At 69.1% G+C, this 15,965-nt stretch carries 11 protein-coding genes; 6 read left to right on the top strand and 5 right to left on the bottom strand.

Annotation, left to right across the window (positions count from 1 at the left end):
• Positions 1-71: 71 nt before the first annotated feature.
• Positions 72-1,025 (bottom strand): LysR family transcriptional regulator, encoded by a 954-nt coding sequence (locus AC3WQR_RS26975; RefSeq protein WP_095947849.1) that lies wholly within the window; start codon positions 1,023-1,025, stop codon positions 72-74.
• Positions 1,026-1,188: 163 nt separating this feature from the next.
• Between AC3WQR_RS26975 and AC3WQR_RS26980 the strand changes: the two genes are divergently transcribed.
• The 4 genes from AC3WQR_RS26980 to AC3WQR_RS26995 all read left to right on the top strand — a co-directional run bounded on the left by AC3WQR_RS26980 (position 1,189) and on the right by AC3WQR_RS26995 (position 3,965).
• Positions 1,189-1,890, top strand: a complete 702-nt coding sequence (locus AC3WQR_RS26980) for a pirin family protein (RefSeq protein WP_492744860.1) — start codon at positions 1,189-1,191, stop codon at positions 1,888-1,890.
• A gap of 61 nt (positions 1,891-1,951) precedes the next feature.
• Complete coding sequence (locus tag AC3WQR_RS26985; protein ID WP_174254368.1) at positions 1,952-2,377, top strand: DoxX family protein; 426 nt, start codon at positions 1,952-1,954, stop codon at positions 2,375-2,377.
• A 78-nt stretch (positions 2,378-2,455) separates the two neighbouring features.
• Positions 2,456-3,007: a flavodoxin family protein gene (locus tag AC3WQR_RS26990; RefSeq protein ID WP_095947847.1), complete on the top strand. Its 552-nt coding sequence runs from the start codon at positions 2,456-2,458 to the stop codon at positions 3,005-3,007.
• A gap of 34 nt (positions 3,008-3,041) precedes the next feature.
• Positions 3,042-3,965, top strand: a complete 924-nt coding sequence (locus AC3WQR_RS26995) for a pirin family protein (RefSeq protein WP_159277194.1) — start codon at positions 3,042-3,044, stop codon at positions 3,963-3,965.
• Positions 3,966-3,974: 9 nt separating this feature from the next.
• On the opposite strand, the gene AC3WQR_RS27000 is transcribed toward AC3WQR_RS26995, so the two are convergent.
• Positions 3,975-4,760, bottom strand: a complete 786-nt coding sequence (locus tag AC3WQR_RS27000; protein WP_492744864.1) for a sulfurtransferase — start codon at positions 4,758-4,760, stop codon at positions 3,975-3,977.
• Positions 4,761-4,821: 61 nt separating this feature from the next.
• Here AC3WQR_RS27000 and dnaE point away from each other — a divergent pair, with 61 nt between their 5' ends.
• Both dnaE and AC3WQR_RS27010 read left to right on the top strand, forming a co-directional pair.
• Complete coding sequence (gene dnaE, locus AC3WQR_RS27005; protein ID WP_492744866.1) at positions 4,822-8,340, top strand: DNA polymerase III subunit alpha; 3,519 nt, start codon at positions 4,822-4,824, stop codon at positions 8,338-8,340.
• Between the two features lie 95 nt (positions 8,341-8,435).
• A complete protein-coding gene (locus AC3WQR_RS27010; RefSeq protein ID WP_083259096.1) occupies positions 8,436-8,807 on the top strand; it encodes a YgiW/YdeI family stress tolerance OB fold protein in 372 nt (123 codons plus the stop codon).
• On the opposite strand, the gene AC3WQR_RS27015 is transcribed toward AC3WQR_RS27010, so the two are convergent.
• From AC3WQR_RS27015 to tolA, 3 genes are all read right to left on the bottom strand, one after another.
• Positions 8,791-14,010: an AAA domain-containing protein gene (locus AC3WQR_RS27015; protein ID WP_492744868.1), complete on the bottom strand. Its 5,220-nt coding sequence runs from the start codon at positions 14,008-14,010 to the stop codon at positions 8,791-8,793. The genes AC3WQR_RS27010 and AC3WQR_RS27015 overlap by 17 nt on opposite strands.
• Complete coding sequence (locus AC3WQR_RS27020; protein ID WP_492744871.1) at positions 14,007-15,245, bottom strand: M48 family metalloprotease; 1,239 nt, start codon at positions 15,243-15,245, stop codon at positions 14,007-14,009. Before AC3WQR_RS27020 ends, AC3WQR_RS27015 begins: the two co-directional genes overlap by 4 nt.
• 92 nt (positions 15,246-15,337) lie before the next feature.
• A partial coding sequence (tolA, locus tag AC3WQR_RS27025; protein WP_492744875.1) for a cell envelope integrity protein TolA occupies positions 15,338-15,965 on the bottom strand: 628 nt, incomplete at its 5' end.

The raw sequence follows: 15,965 nt of genomic DNA on the forward strand, positions 1-15,965 counted from the left end.
ACACTCTACCTCGGTCTGCGCGCGTCCCCGGGCTGGGGGCGACCCTTATGCAGCCGCGCACCGCGCGGCGTTCAGCGGCCGCGGTGCCGTTCGAGCAGCGCCTTGCGCGTGCCCTCGTGCTCGAACTGCGCGAGCCACCATTCGAGCGCGCGCCCCGGCTTGCCCGCGCTGCGCACGCGCCACGCGCAGTGCATGGTGCCCAGCGGCGGCTGGCGTTCGGTCTGCAGTTCGACAAGGTGGCCGGCCTCGATGTAGGGCCGCGCCATCGGCTCGGGCAAGAAGCCGCCGCCCAGGCCGTGCAACTGCGCGGCGATCTTGGCCTGCATGCTGGGCACGGTGAGCACGTCCTGTCCGCCGACGAGGTTCACGGTCATGCTCGGCCCGCTGCGCACCGAGTCGGCCGCGGCCACCGCGCGGTGCTGGCGCAGCACCGCGTCGCTCAGCGGCTGCGGCAGGCGCGCGAGCGGATGGTGCGGCGCCACCGCGAACACGAAACGCAGTTCGCCGATCGGCCGGCTGCGGATGCCGGTGGCGGTGAAGGCCAGGCTCGCGGCATCGAGCACCGCGCCGATCGCCAGGTCGGCCTCGCCGCTGGTCAGTGCCTCGATGGTGCCGAGCAGGGTTTCGTCACGCAGCTTCAGGCGCGTGGGCGGCTCGAGCGCGAAGAAGGCGGTGCACAGGTCGAGCAGCGGGTCGCGCGCGATCACGCTGTCGACCGCGATGGTCAGCATCGGCTCCCAGCCGGTGGCCACGCGCTTCACGCGGTTGGCCACGGCGTCGATCTCGCCGAGCAGGCGTGCGGCCTCGCGCAGCAGTTCGGCGCCGGCCTCGGTGATGCGGGCCTGGCGCGCGCTGCGGTCGAACAGCAGCACGTCCAGGGCGTCCTCGATCTGGCGCACGCGGTAGCTCAGCGCGCTGGGCACCAGGCCGAGCGCGCGCGCGGCGGCGGCGAAGCTGCCGGTGGTGGCCACCGTCTGCAGCATGGCCAGCGCGTCGGGGGTGAGGACGTCTCGGGCGCTCGTCATGGGGCGGGCTCCATCGTTCAAATAATTTGAATGATGCCATCAAAACCGGGCGTCTTTCAGAGGGGGATGGAGGTCCAGAATTCTTCTCATCCGCTGCGCATCCGGCGCGGCCCACGACGAAAGCCCCGGCGCCCGAACCGGGTGGGGCAGCAAGGAGTTCGATATGTTGCAAGTGCGTAAATCCCAGGAGCGCGGTTATGCCGACCATGGCTGGCTGCGCTCGTTCCACAGCTTTTCCTTCGCCGGGTACTACGATCCGGCCTACATGGGCTTCGGCAACCTGCGGGTGATCAACGAAGACCGCGTGGCGGCGGGCGCCGGCTTCGGCACCCACGGCCACCGGGACATGGAGATCATCAGCTACGTGCTCTCGGGCGAACTCGCGCACAAGGACAGCATGGGCAACATCGAATCCATTCCGCCGGGCGACGTGCAGCGCATGAGCGCCGGCCGTGGCGTGATGCACAGCGAGTTCAACCACAAGGCCGACCAGACCACGCACTTCCTGCAGATCTGGATCGAGCCCAAGGAACGCGGCATTGCCCCCGGCTACGAGCAGAAGCAGTTCAGCGACGCCGAAAAGCGCGGCACCCTGCGCCTGGTGGCCTCGCCCGACGGCCACGACGGCTCGGTGACGGTGAACGCCGATGCACGCCTGTTCGCAGGCCTGTTCGATGGCGACGAGACCGCGAGCCTGACGCTCGACCCGCAACGCAAGAGCTACGTGCACCTGGTGCGCGGCGAGCTCGAAGTCAACGGCCAGAAGCTCGTGGGCGGCGACGCCGCGATGCTCGAAGGCGAAGCGCAACTCACGCTCGGCGCCGGCAAGGATGCCGAAGTGCTGGTGTTCGACCTGACGGCCTGAGACGGCGTCTTTTTTCTTTTTTTTGTTCCTTTCGCTTCAACAACCAACGAGGAGTTCCACCATGGCCATTACCACCACAACCACCGCCCCCAACGCTGCCCAGGACACCCTGGCACTCATCGGCCGCGTGCTGCTTGCAGCGCTGTTCGTGCCCGCCGGCTTCGGCAAGCTCATGGGCTTCGCCGGCACCGTGGGGTACATCTCCTCGGTGGGCGCACCGCTGCCGCAGGTCGCGGCGGTGATCGCGATTGTTGTGGAGCTGGGGCTCGGCCTGCTGCTGCTGGTCGGCTTCAAGACGCGCGTGTCGGCGATCGTGCTGGCGATCTTCACCGTGGCTGCGGCCGTGATGTTCCACAACTACTGGGCCATGCCCGCCGACAAGGCCTTCGTGAACCAGCTGATGTTCTTCAAGAACATCGCCATCGCAGGCGGCCTGCTGGCTTTCGCCGCCTTCGGCGCCGGTCGCTTCAGCATCGATAAAAAGTAAGCTCGCTTCACCCCAGGCCGCGCACACCTCGTGGGCGCGGCCTGCTGACTTCATCGCTTCTTTGAGGAAATCCGTTTCATGGCAAACATCGTCGTTGTCTTCCATTCCGGCTACGGCCACACCCAGCGCGTGGCCCAGGCCGTGGCCGACGGGGCGGGCGCGCAGCTGCTCGCCATCGACGCCGACGGCAACCTGCCCGCCGATGGCTGGGAGACGCTGGCCGCGGCCGACGCGATCATCTTCGGCTCGCCGACCTACATGGGCGGCGTGAGCTGGCAGTTCAAGAAATTCGCCGATGCGTCGTCCAAGGTCTGGTACACGCAAGGCTGGAAAGACAAGCTCTTCGCCGGCTTCACCAACAGCGCCACGATGAACGGCGACAAGGTCACGACCATGACCTACCTGTGGACGCTGGCCATGCAGCACAGCGGCATCTGGGTCAGCATGGGCATCCTGCCGACCAACAACAAGGCGGCCACGCGCGACGCGATGAATTACGTCGGCGGCTACGGCGGCCTGCTCACGCAATCGCCTTCGGACGCGAGCCCGGCCGAGATGCCCAAGGGCGACCTGGAAACCGCGCGCGCCTTCGGCGAGCGCGTGGGTGCAGTGGCAAGATCACGCGCATAACGCCCCACCGAACTTCGCCCACAAGGACACCACGATGACCGACACCATCCCCGAAATCCAATTGCTGCGGCCCCACGACAAGGACCTGGGTGGTGGCTTCAACGTGCGGCGCGTGCTGCCGGCGGCGCAGCGCCGCTCGGTCGGGCCCTTCGTGTTCTTCGACCACTTCGGCCCGGCCACCGAACAGCCCGGCAACGCGCACGACGTGCGGCCGCACCCGCACATCGGCCTGTCGACGGTCACCTACCTGTTCGAGGGCGCGATGATGCACCGCGACAGCCTCGGCAGCGTGCAGGAGATCCAGCCCGGCGCCATCAACTGGATGACTGCGGGGCGCGGCATCGTGCACTCCGAGCGCAAGCCCGAGCGCCTCTTGGCCGACACTTTCGTGAACCACGGCCTGCAGCTGTGGGCCGCGCTGCCGCAGGCCCATGAAGAGGTCGAACCCAGCTTCGAGCACACGCCGGCCGACGCCATTCCCGAGCTGACGGTGCAGGGCGTGCCCGTGCGCGTGCTGGTGGGCGAGGCCTTCGGCGTGCGCTCGCCGGTGAAGACGCTGGCGCAGACGGTCTACCTGGACATCGCGCTGCCGGCTGGCGGGCGTTTCGAGCTGCCTGCGCTGGCGCCCGAACTGGCGGTCTACATGGTCGACGGCGATGCGAACGTGAATGGCGAGCCGGCGCCCGCCCACACGATGGCGGTGCTGCCCGACGGGCAGGGCGCGGTGTTCACTGCCGACGCCGCCGTGCGCCTGATGGTGATCGGCGGCGAGCCGCTCGACGGCCCGCGCTACATCACCTGGAATTTCGTCTCGAGCCGGCGCGAACGCATCCTCGAGGCCGGCGCCGACTGGGCCGCGCAGCGCATGGGCCACGTGCCCGGCGAGACCGAGTTCATTCCGCTGCCGGGCAAGCCCTTCGGCGTGCGCGAGCCCGACACGGGCACCACGCCGGTCTGAAGCTCTTGCCTATTGCTTGATGCCGATGTCCGGGTCTTCCGAGGCCCGGGCGCTGGCGTCGGAGGCGCGCGCGCTGAGGTCGGGCGCCAGGGCCCGGCGGCCGTCGAACACGAAGCAGTCGCCGTGGTAGTGCGCGCCGCCGACATCCTCGAAGTACTTGAGGATGCCGCCTTCGAGCTGCAGCACGTGCTCCACGCCTTCCTCGCGCATGAGGATGGCGGCCTTCTCGCAGCGGATGCCGCCGGTGCAGAAGCTCACCACCGTCTTGCCCTCGAAGTCGGCGCGGTGCGCCTTCAACGCGGGCGGGAATTCGGTGAACTTGGTGATGCGCCAGTCGACCGCGCCGTCGAAGGTGCCTTCGTCGACCTCGAAGTCGTTGCGCGTGTCCAGCATCACGATCTCGCGGCCTTCGTCGTCGTGGCCCTGGTCGAGCCAGCGCTTGAGCGTGGGCGCGTCCACGCCGGGCGCGCGGCCGGCGGCGGGCTGGATCGCGGGGTGGTCCATGCGGATGATCTCGCGCTTGAGCTTCACCAGCATGCGCCGGAAAGGCTGCGTGGCCGACCAGCTTTCCTTGGTTTCGAGGTCGGCAAAGCGCGCGTCGCCGCGCAGGTCGGCCAGGAAGGCGTGGATGGCCTGCGCCGTCCCCGCCAGAAACAGGTTGATACCTTCGGGCGCCAGCAGGATCGTGCCCATCAGGCCCAGGGCCTGCGCGCGCTCGCGCAGGGTCTCACGCAGCACGGGGCTGTCGTTGATGCCCACGAACTTGTAGGCGGCGATATTCAAAATCTCTTGCACGGGGCGGGATTGTAGGGATCGCCACACCACATCGTGGGGGGCGGCTTCCTACAATCGACGGATGTTTGTTCACCTGCGTCTGCACACCGAGTTTTCCGTCGTCGATGGCACGAATCGAATCGACGAAGTCATCAAGGCCGCCGCTGCCGACAAGCAGCCCGCGCTGGCCATCACCGACCTGAACAACCTGTTCGGGACGGTCAAGTTCTACAAGCAGGGCCGGGGCAAGGGCGTCAAGCCCGTCATCGGCGCTGAAATCTTCATCGACGGGCTGGGCAAGGAGCCCGGCGCGCTGACCCGCCTCATTCTGCTGGTGCAGAACATGGAGGGCTACCTCAACCTGTCGGAACTGCTGGCCCGGGCCTGGACGCAGAACGTGAGCCGCGGCCAGTCGCAGGCGGCCTGCAAGCTCGAATGGCTGCAGGAGCTGCAGGGCGGCCTGATCGCGCTGTCGGGCGCGCAGGCCGGGCCGCTGGGCCAGCCGCTGCTGCAAGGCCAGGAAGAGCGCGCCGCCGAACTGGCGCTGCAACTGGCGGGCATGTTCCCGCACCGTTTCTACATCGAGCTGCAGCGCGCCGGCCGTCCGGAAGACGAGCCGCACGTGATCGCCGCCGTGAAGCTCGCGGCCCGCCTGAAGCTGCCGGTGGTCGCCACGCACCCGGTGCAGTTCGCCGAACGCCAGGACTACGAGGCGCACGAGGCGCGCGTGTGCATTTCCGAAGGCGAAATTCTTGGCAACCCGCGCCGCGTGCGCAAGTTCACCGAAGAGCAGTACTTCAAGTCGAGCGCCGAGATGCAGGCGCTGTTCGCCGATGTGCCGAGCGCGCTGGCCAACACGGTCGAGATCGCCAAGCGCTGCAACCTCACGCTGGTGCTCGGCAAGCCGCAACTGCCCGACTTTCCCACGCCCTTCATCAGTGAAGGCGTGCGCATGCCGATCGGCGAGTTCTTCCGTCAGGAGTCGTTCGAAGGCCTGGAGGTGCGGCTGAAGCATCTGTACCCCGACGAAGCCAAGCGCGAGGCCGAACGGGCACGCTACGTGGAGCGCCTGGAGTTCGAGATCAACACGATCCTGAACATGGGCTTCCCCGGCTACTTCCTGATCGTGGGCGACTTCATCAAGTGGGCCAAGGAAAACGGCTGCCCCGTGGGACCGGGCCGGGGCTCGGGTGCGGGCTCGCTCGTGGCCTACGCACTGAAGATCACCGACCTCGACCCGCTCGAATACAAGCTGCTGTTCGAACGTTTCCTGAACCCCGAACGCGTTTCGATGCCCGACTTCGACATCGACTTCTGCCAGGGCAACCGGGACCGCGTGATCGACTACGTGAAGGACAAGTACGGCCGCAACGCCGTGAGCCAGATCGCCACCTTCGGCACCATGGCCGCGCGCGCGGCCATCCGCGACGTGGGCCGCGTGCTGGACATGAGCTACATGTTCTGCGACGGCATCAGCAAGCTGATTCCGAACAAGCCGGGCATGTCGGTCACGCTGCAGTACCCGCCCGAAAAGAAGATCGAAGGCGACAAGAACAACTACGCCATCGAGATGGAGCCGCAGCTGGCGGAGCGCATCGAGAAGGAAGAAGAAGTCCGCATGCTGGTCGAGCTCGCGCAGAAGCTCGAAGGCATGACCCGCAACATCGGCATGCACGCCGGCGGCGTGCTCATCGCGCCGGGCAAGCTCACCGACTTCTGCCCGCTGTACCAGCAGCCCGGCAGCGAATCGGCCGTGAGCCAGTACGACAAGGACGACGTCGAAGCCATCGGCCTCGTGAAGTTCGACTTCTTGGGCCTGGCCACGCTCACGATCCTGGAGATCGCGCGCGAGTTCATCATGAAGCGCCACAAAGGCCAGGAGAACTTCGCGTTCGAGAACATCCCGCTGAACGACGGGCCGACCTACCGCCTGTTCTCCGACGGCAAGACCGAGGCCGTGTTCCAGTTTGAATCCCGCGGCATGCAGGGCATGCTGAAGGACGCTCGGCCCACGCGCCTGGAAGACCTGATCGCGCTGAACGCGCTGTACCGTCCGGGCCCGATGGACCTGATTCCCAGCTTCGTGGCGCGCAAGCACGGCCGCGAAGACGTGGAGTATCCGCACCCGGCCGTGGCCGAGATGCTCTCCGAGACCTACGGGATCATGGTCTACCAGGAGCAGGTGATGCAGACGGCGCAGATCCTGGGCGGCTACTCGCTGGGCGGCGCCGACTTGCTGCGCCGCGCGATGGGCAAGAAGAAGCTCGAGGAAATGGCCGAGCACCGCGAGAAGTTCCGCGCGGGCGCGCTGTCCACGCACGGCATCGTGCAGGACAAGGCCGACGAAATCTTCGACTTGATGGAGAAGTTCGCGGGCTACGGCTTCAACAAGTCGCACGCCGCCGCCTACTCGCTGCTGGCGTACCACACGGGCTGGCTCAAGGTCCACTACACGGCCGAGTTCTTCTGCGCCAATATGACGGTGGAAATGGACGACACGGACAAGCTCAAGCTCTTGTTCGAAGACGCCCAGAAGAACTTCAACATCACCTTCGAGCCGCCGGACGTGAACCGCGGCAACTACCGCTTCGAGCCCGTTACCAACCGGATCATCCGCTACGGCCTGGGCGCCGTGAAGGGCACGGGCCAGCTCGCGGTCGAGGCCGTGGTGCGGGCGCGCGAAGAGGGCGGGCCGTTCAAGAGCCTGTACGACTTCTGCGTGCGCATCGACCGCCAGCGCATCAACAAGCGCACGGTCGAGGCGCTCATCAAGGCCGGCGCGTTCGACGCCATCCAGCAGAACCGCGCCTCGCTCATCGCCTCGGTCGACCGCGCCTTCGAGTTCGCCATTGCCACGGCGGCCAACGCCTCGCAGGCCGACATCTTCGGCGACTGCGAACACGGCTCGGCCACGCAGGAGCCCGACCTGGTCGACGCCACGCCCTGGGGCGTGAAAGAGCGCCTGACCTTCGAGAAGACGGCCGTCGGCTTCTACCTGTCGGGCCACCTGTTCGACGAGGTCTCGCACGAGGTGCGGCGCTTCTGCAAGCGCGAGATCGGCGACCTGCTCGACAGCCGCGACCCGCAGGTCATTGCCGGCATCGTGAGCGACTTCCGCGTCATCAACGGACAGCGCGGCCGGCTGGCGATCTTCAAGCTGGACGACAAGTCGGAATCCATCGACGCCACGGCCGACGAAGCGCTCATCAACGCCAACCGCAACACGCTGAAGGACGACGAGCTCGTCATCGTGAGCGGCAAGCTGCAGCCCGCGCGCGGCGGCTTCGAGGCGCGCTTCCAGGTGCAGCAGGTGTGGGACCTGGCCTCGGCGCGCTGCCGCTTCGGCAAGTTCCTGCGCGTGGCGGTCAACGGCAAGGTGCCCGAGATCGCGCGCCTCCTGAAAGACTTTCCGGCGCGCACCGAGCAGACCGAGGTCGGCGACCTGGTGCACGGCCTGCCCGTGCGCCTGTCGATGGCGCGGGGCGGGGCGCACGTCGAGTTGCAATTGGGCGAGCGCGCCAAGTTCTTCCCGACCGATGCGGCGCTCGCGAGCTGGACCGCGCAGGCCGAAGCGGGCAAGGCGCAGGTCATCTACGATTGATCGGATCGCGCGGCCCCGGGGAACCTCGGGGCCTGCGCGCGGTCCATCAGTCTGTTGCAACCTGGCCTCGGGCCACTCACAGGAGGAATGACCGCATGCATTTCAAGAAGATCCTCAAGACCACCGCATTGACGTTCGGCGTGGCGCTGCCCATGGCCGCGGCCTGGGCCCAGTACGCCGGCCCGAGCTCGGTGCCGAACCTGACGGTCAAGCAGCTGATCGAGACCGGCCAGGACGACCAGCACGCCACGGTGCGCGGCTTCATCGTTTCGCACGACGGCGGCGAGCACTACACCTTTGCCGACGACACGGGGCGCCTGAAGGTCGAGATCGACGCCAAGTACTTCCCGCCGGGCGTGAAGATCGACGACAAGGTGCGCGTCGAGCTCAGCGGCGAGTTCGACAAGGACCGGCTCACCGGCAAGACCGAACTCGACGTCAAGCGCGTCATCACCGTCCTGCGCTGACCCCGGCCTTTTTCCCGAGCGCCTGCTCGACCTGGTCGAGCACGGCCTCGGGGGCGTGCAGCCAGTCCTTGGCCAGCACCTGCATCACCTGCCAGCCGAACGCGTCGAGGATGCGCGGACGCGAGACGTAGCGTTCCAGCACGTTGTGGCGGTGGCCCTTTTGCGCCGCGCCGTCTACGAGGAGGCCCAGCGCATAGTGGCCCTGGCCCGATGCACGCACCGCGAGGTCGCAGCGAAAACGCGACTGCCCCACCTGTTCGTCCACCGCATGGCCGCGTGCGCGCAGCGCCTGCGCGATCTGCGCCGTGACCTCGTCCGTGCGCGCGTGCCGCGCCACGTGGCCGCGCGCCAGCGGGTTCATGCCTTCGAGCACGCGCCGCGCCGTGTCCTCGTCGCCGCGTGACAGGCACTCGGCATAGCGCAGGAAGTTCTTCAGCGCCGCCGCGCCTTCGTTGTGGTCGTTGGTGATCGCCTCGTGGCGGATGGTCGAGACCACCGCCATGTGGTGCTTGGCGCGGCTGAAGATCACGTTCAGCCGCTTCTCGCCGCCGCGCTGGTTGATGGGGCCGAAGTTCATCAGCATGCGGCCCTCGGGGTTGGGGCCGTAGCAGATGCTCAGGATGATGATGTCGCGCTCGTCGCCCTGCACGTTCTCCAGGTTCTTGATGAAGAGGCCGCAGAACTGGTCGTCTTCCTCGCGCACGTACTCGGCCTCCAGCCGCGCCGCGAAGTCGGCATCGACCGCGCCGAGCGCGTTCAGCTCTTCCTCGATCTCGCCCTGTTGCGCTTCCGAGAACGCCACGATGCCCAGGCTGCGCCCGGTCTCGCGCTGGAGCAGTTCGCGCACCAGCTGCGCGATATGGCGTGCCTCGCCATCGTTGATGCGGTTCTCGTACACCGCGTCGGCCACGCGGTGGAAGCTGATGGCGCGCGAGAGCAGGGCGTCGACCTGCGCCTTCACGGACTCGTCCGTCGGGCTGCGCGACTGCACCACGATCTCGCCGCGCTCGGGCGCGGGCAGGCTGCGGTCGGGAATGGTGTACAGGTTGCCCGCGTAGAAGGCCGCGTTCGAAAAGCCGATGAGCGATTCGTAGCGGCTGCGGTAGTGCCAGGCCAGCAGCGTGGCCGGCAGGTTGCGCGCGCCCTGGTTCAGCAGGCTGTCGGCGTCGAGCACGACGGCGATGCGCTCGCCTTCCTCGCCGTTCTCCGCATCGTCGCCTGCCACCGACACGGTGTCTTCCTCGGCGTCGCGGCCCGACGAGAAGAAGCTCGTGGGCGGCAGCTGCATCTCGTCGCCCACCACGATGATCTGCGGCGCACGGTACAGCGCGGGCACGGCTTCCTCGACCGGGATCTGGCTGGCCTCGTCGAAGATCACCACGTCGAACAGGTCGGCCGCGAGCGGCAGCGTGTCGGACACCGACAGCGGGCTCATGAGCCAGATGGGCTTCATGTCGCGCACCACGCGGCCGGTGTCGCCGCTGGCGAGTTCGCGGATCGCCTTGTAGCGCATGGTCTTGCCGAACTCGTGCTCGAGCTCGCGGCGGCCGGCGTTGTAGCTCTTCTTGAAGACCTTGCCGTCGGCGTCGAGCTGGCTGGCGGGCAGGGCGCTCTTTTGCACGTGGTCGCGGAAACGCTGGCGCACTGCGGCGGCGAGCGTGCGCGCATTGCGTTCGAGCAGCTTGCGTTCGCCTTCGCCCAGGCGTTGCGCATGGCGCGCGAGCGTGGCGCCGTCGAAGCGCGGCAGCCAGCGCTCGGTGCGGTACACGCGCTCCAGCCCTTCGCGCGCGACGGCGTACTCGATGGCTTCGGGCGGCAGCGGCAGGGTGCGCAGCGCGGCGGCCACGGCCGGGTCGGCATCGGCCAGTTCCTGCAGCGGCTGGAGCACCGACGGCAGCGCGTCGGCCTGGTCGCGCAGCGTGCGGGCCAGCGCGTCGAGCGCGTCCAGCGGTTGCGCGCCCGCGTCGTGCAGCAGGTCGCGCCAGAGGGCGTCGAGCGTGTCGACGCGCGGTGCGGTGGCGACGAGCTGCTCGACGCTGCGGCGGCCCGCGTCGGTGCGCAGGTGGGCCTGGAACACCGCACGCAGGCCGGCGCCGGCGTCGATGCCGCGCATCGCCTGCAGCTGCTGCGCGAAAGCCTCGGCGTCGGTGCAGCCGTAGTCGGCCTCGAGGCGCGCCGCCTGCTGGTCGAGCGCGGTGCGCGCGGCCTGTTCGGCGCGCAGGTCTTCGAGGATCTGGCTGGGCTGCGGACGCACGGCATGCGCGGCGAAGTCGTAGCGGCGCTTGAGTTCGCCCGACAGGCGCCACCACGAGGGCTGCAGCCAGCGCAGCAGCGAGCCTTGCTGCGCGCGGGCTTGCGCCAGCGCGGCCTCGGTGTCGCCGGGCGAGAGCTTGTCGCGCCAGTGGGCGGTGCGCTGCAGCTGCGCGTCGAGCGCCTGCTGCAGCGTGCGTCTTTCGTTCAGGGCGTTGCCGAGCGCGAGGCTGCTCGGGTGCGCCGCGTCGAGCAGCGCCAGCTGGCCGCGCGCGGCCAGTGCCGCGACGCTGCGCGAATCGGCCACCACGGCGAGCGCATCGCGCCACAGCACGCCGGCCTCGGCCAGCGGTGGCCAGGCATCGACCAGCGCGTCGCGGCAGGGGGCGCTCAGGTCGATGGCGCGTTCGCTGCGCTCGACCAGCCGCGCCAGCGGTTTCTCCTGCGCCAGCAGCGAGGGCGCGAGCTGCGCGAACACATGCTGCGCGAAGCTGGGCGCGCCCAGGCTTTCGGTCACGGCCAGGTGCAGGCGCGACACCAGCTCCGCATGCCGGCGCCAAGCCGCGAAGGCGGGCAGTGCTTCGGCTTGCAGCGGCGTGAGCGACGGGTCGCCGGCCTTGAGCGCCACCAGCCGCGACAGCAGTTCGCGCAGCGTCACCGCGATGTGTTCGGGCACGTCGTGCATGGCGGCGTCGAAGCGCTCGAGCGCGCGCAGGTCGAGGTCCATGGCGTCGAGCACCTGCGTGCGCTCGGTGCTTTCCTGCGCCAGCGTGCCGGGCGCTTCGAGCCACAGCTCGTAGGTCTTGCGCAGGTTCTGCACGAAGGCCTTCTTGTCGCCCTGCGAGTCGTGGATCATGCAGCACAGCTCGTCCAGCCCCTGCTGGCGCAGGCGGTGGAACACGACGTCGATGGCGGCGCGTTTCTCGCAAACGAACAGCACGCGCTGGCCGCGGCCCACGTAGTCGGCGATCAGGTTGGTGATGGTCTGCGACTTCCCCGTGCCCGGCGGGCCCTGGATGATGTAGCTGGTGCCGGTGCGCGCCAGCGCCACCGCGGCGGTCTGCGTGGCGTCGGCCTGCACCACGGGCCACTGGTCGGCCAGCGGCAGGGCGGGTGGCGTCTCGCCGTCGACGCGGCGCGGCTGCAGCGAGAACACGCGGTCGAAGGCCTCGCTCGCCAGGTCGGATTCGGCCAGCCCCGAGTAGTCGCGCACCAGCGACATCTTGCGGTGGTTGAAGTTGCCCAGCGTCACGGCCGTGAGGTCGATGTCCCACTGGTAGGGGTTGCCGCTGCTCTCGCGCAGCGCGAAGGTCTTGCGCTCGGTGTCGTCGACCGCCGTGGCCGCCATCTGCGGCGCGCGCGGCTGCGGCGCGCCGCCGACGGCCTCGCGCACCGGCAGCGGCACGGGGCGCACGCGCGCATGGAACAGCTGCAGCCCGCGCGGGCGGAAGTCGTCCTGCGCGTAGCTGAAGTCTTGCGCGGCCACCGGCACCGCCGAGGGCGAGCGCACGCGGGTGCGGCGCTTGAACTGCTCGAGCCGCTGGCGCGCGCGCTGGTGCATCACGGCGATCTCGGGCTGCTTCACGAGCCGCAGCTGCACGCCGGGCTCGCTCTGCGCGATCTGTGCCGACAGCTGGGCGTGGAACTGCTCGAGCGAGGTCTCGCGCAGGTCGACCGTCTCGGGCAGCGCGATGCCGTAGAGCTGGCGCAGGTGATGGCGCAGCGTGGGGTTCACCTGCGCTTCGCTGGCCGAGGCTTCGAGCAGGTACTGGTCGCGCACGCCTTTCTTGCGCGTGAGCTCCACCGGAAGCATCAGGAGCGGCGAGGCGATGCGCTCGGCGCGCTCGGCCTCGCCTTCCTTGAGGTTGTGCCAGCGCAGGAAGGCGATCACCAGCGACAGCTGCGAGAAGCCGTACTCGGCCCGGTCGCGCCGCGCCTCCTGCAGGATGCGGTCGAGCGCACCGGGCAGGTAGGGCTGGTCTTCGAAGCGCAGCCAGCGCGCGAGCGGCACGGGGTCGCAACTCGCGATGTCGGCGGCAAAACGGCCGTCCCACACGCACAGCTGGTCGGTGCGGATGCTGTTGAGGTCGACCACCAGCGGCACGCTGGCGACGGTGAGGTTCACATGCGCCTGCGTCGGCTTGAAGTACAGCAGGCGGTTGCGCCGCGACAGGTCGAACAGGCGGTCGCGCAGGTGCAGCTGGATCGCCTGGCGGCGCTGGCCTGCGCCGTCTCTTGCGGGTGCGATGCGGTCCAGCCCGAGGTCGACGGGCTGGTCGCGGTAGGTCTCGAGGCGGCGGATGACCGAGGGCAGGTCGCGCGCGCGCTCGTGGCGGTCGAGCGCGGTCATCTCGAAGATCACGGCGGCCACCACCGGGTGCAGCCGGCGGTTCAGCTCGAACAGGTTGCCGCGGTGCGTGGCAAAGCGGGTCAGGTCGTCGCCGTCCGTGAAGTCGAGCCCGCACGACAGGCTGGCCAGCACCTGGCCCAGGCACAGGATGTCGCCGAGCGCGTCGTGGTGGCCCAGGCGCAGTTCCCACGCGGCGTAGCCGGGCAGGTAGACGGGGCGCGTGGGCACGGTGTCGGGGCCGGCGTCGGGCATCACCGCGAGGTTCTCGAGGGCGACACCGGCCTCGGCATCGACGGTCAGGCGCGTTTCTCCGACCACGCGCAGCACCGAGGCGGCAGGCTGTTCGAGCGGCGCGATGGCCTCGGGGTGGCGGCGCGGCGCGGTGCCTTCGGGCTGCGCGAGTGCCAGCGCGGGTTCGGCAGGCGCGTCGGTCACGCGGTAGGCGAAGGCGTTGCCGAGCGCGGCGACGTGGCCGAGTTCGTGCAGGGCCGAGACCTCGCGCAGCAGCGGCAGCACGAGCTTGAGCACGTCGTCGGTCTGCAGGCCGCCGTGGGCCTCGGCGGTGGCGAGCAGTTGCAGGAGCGGGGCGGGAGCGAGGGTCATGCGGCGGCGGCCTGCGAAGAAGAAGTGGCGGCCTTGTCGAGCAAGGCGGCGGCATCGCGCTTGACGCGGGTGAAGTTGCGCTTGGAAAGACCCAGGTCTTTCAGCACGCGCTGTTCGAAGGGCGTGTCGCAGCCCAGCGCATCGGCCAGGCCCAGCGCGGCGGCGAGGGTGACGTCGTCCATCTCGAGATCGGCGGCGACGAAGTCGACCAGCACGCTGGCCAGGTAGTCGTGCAGGCCGGCGGGCGCGGGCTCGGGCGGCGGCATCGCCGAGGTGGGCGGCGCGAAGTCGGGGAAGAAGCGGCGCGCATGTGCCAGCAGCGATTCCGACTGCAGCACGGGCCGTTGCAGCAGCTGCGCCAGGGTGCCGCGCGTGAGCGCGCTCACACGCTGCTGGCCGAGCATGTCGAGCGTGCCCAGGTCGAGCGGGCCTTCGAGCGCGGCGGCCAGCCATTCGTCGGCGTCGTGCTCGCGGCCGGCCCACAGGCGCAGCGCGCGGGCGCGCACGAACACCTCGGGGTGGCTCACGCCGCGCGTCTGCAATGCCTTGTTGCCGGGATCGGCGCAGATTTCCTCGGCCTGCGCCAGGTAGCTCGCCACGTTGACCTGCGTGAGGCCGGTCTCGATCTTGATGAGCGCACTCACGGCGGGCTCGAGCGCGCCGCAGGCCACGCAGCCGCCGCGGTCGGCAAAGGCCTCGGTGTACAGCGCATGGCGCCGCGCGGCCTGCAGGTGGCTCGCGTCGGCGCGCGGGTCGGCCGCCGTGGCGTTCAGCAGGCGGTCGACGACGTGGTGCTTGCCGCCGTCGCGCTCCCACAGCAGGTAGTGCGCCAGCTCGTGGCCGAGCACGGCCTGGCGCTCGGGCGGCTGCAGCTTTTCGAGCAGCGGGCCCGAGAGCACGATGTGCGCCTCGCCCGGCACGACGTAGATCGCGGCGTTCATGGCCGCGCCGTCGCCGGACGGGGCCTGGTAGAGCGTGATGCGCGCCGTGACGCCCAGCCGCTGCGCGGCCAGGGTGGCGTCGGCATGCAGGTCGGGGTGCGCGTCGGCGTCGAGCCGGTAGGCGCTGCGCAGCAGTTCGGCGCGCATGGCGGCCGTGTGTTCTTCGCGCGCTTCGGCCGAAGCGGCCCAGCGCCAGGCCTCGGGTTCGTTCGCCTGGAGGTGGGCGGCCAGTGCCTGCTGGTAGGGCAGCGGCGTCAGGTCTTGGAGGCGAACGGCAGGGAAAGAGTCGACCATGTCAGGAGCGCCAGCAACAATGAGTTGCCGACGATCCTAAACGAGCGGGTGGTGTCGCTTGCAATCACCCACGATGTGGGTGATTGCGGGCGTCAGCGCTTGGGCTTGAGCGTGACGATGAGCGACGGGAAGATGCGCCCGTCCGTGTCGCGCGGCAGCTTGTCGGTCTTGCGAAGACCGCGCTCGGCCGCTTCGTCCCAGGCGGGCAGGCCGCTGGACTTGGCGAGCTTGACGCCGACGATGGTGCCGTCGGGTGCCAGCCGCACTTCGAACTCGGCCTCGGGGTTGCCGTTCACGCTGTCGGCATCGGGGAAGGTGATGTTCGGGCGCACGGCGGCGGCGATGCGGCCGGCGTAGCCGCTGGACGGGCCGGACGAGCGCTGGGCGTTGCCCTTGGCATCGTCGCTGCCGCTGGCACCCGCCAGGCCCTGCATGCGCTTGAGCGTCGCGGCGCGGTCGGCGGCGGCCTGCTTGGCGGCCGCCTCCGCCTTCTTCGCTTCGGCCTGCTTGGCCTCTGCTTCCTGCTGCTTCTTCTGCTCGGCCAGCTTCTTCTGCTGCTCTTTCTTGCGCTCGGCTTCGTCCTCGGCGCGCTCCTTGGCCTCGAGTTCCTTCTTCTTTTGCTGCTGCACGCGCTGCTGCTCGAGCTCGCGCTCCTTCTGCGCCTTCTGTTCCTTGAGCTTCTTCTCGCGCTCCAGCGCGATGTCGGGCGCAGGGGCGGGC

Source organism: Variovorax sp. FW305-3-2-15-B-LB1 (assembly GCF_058787635.1).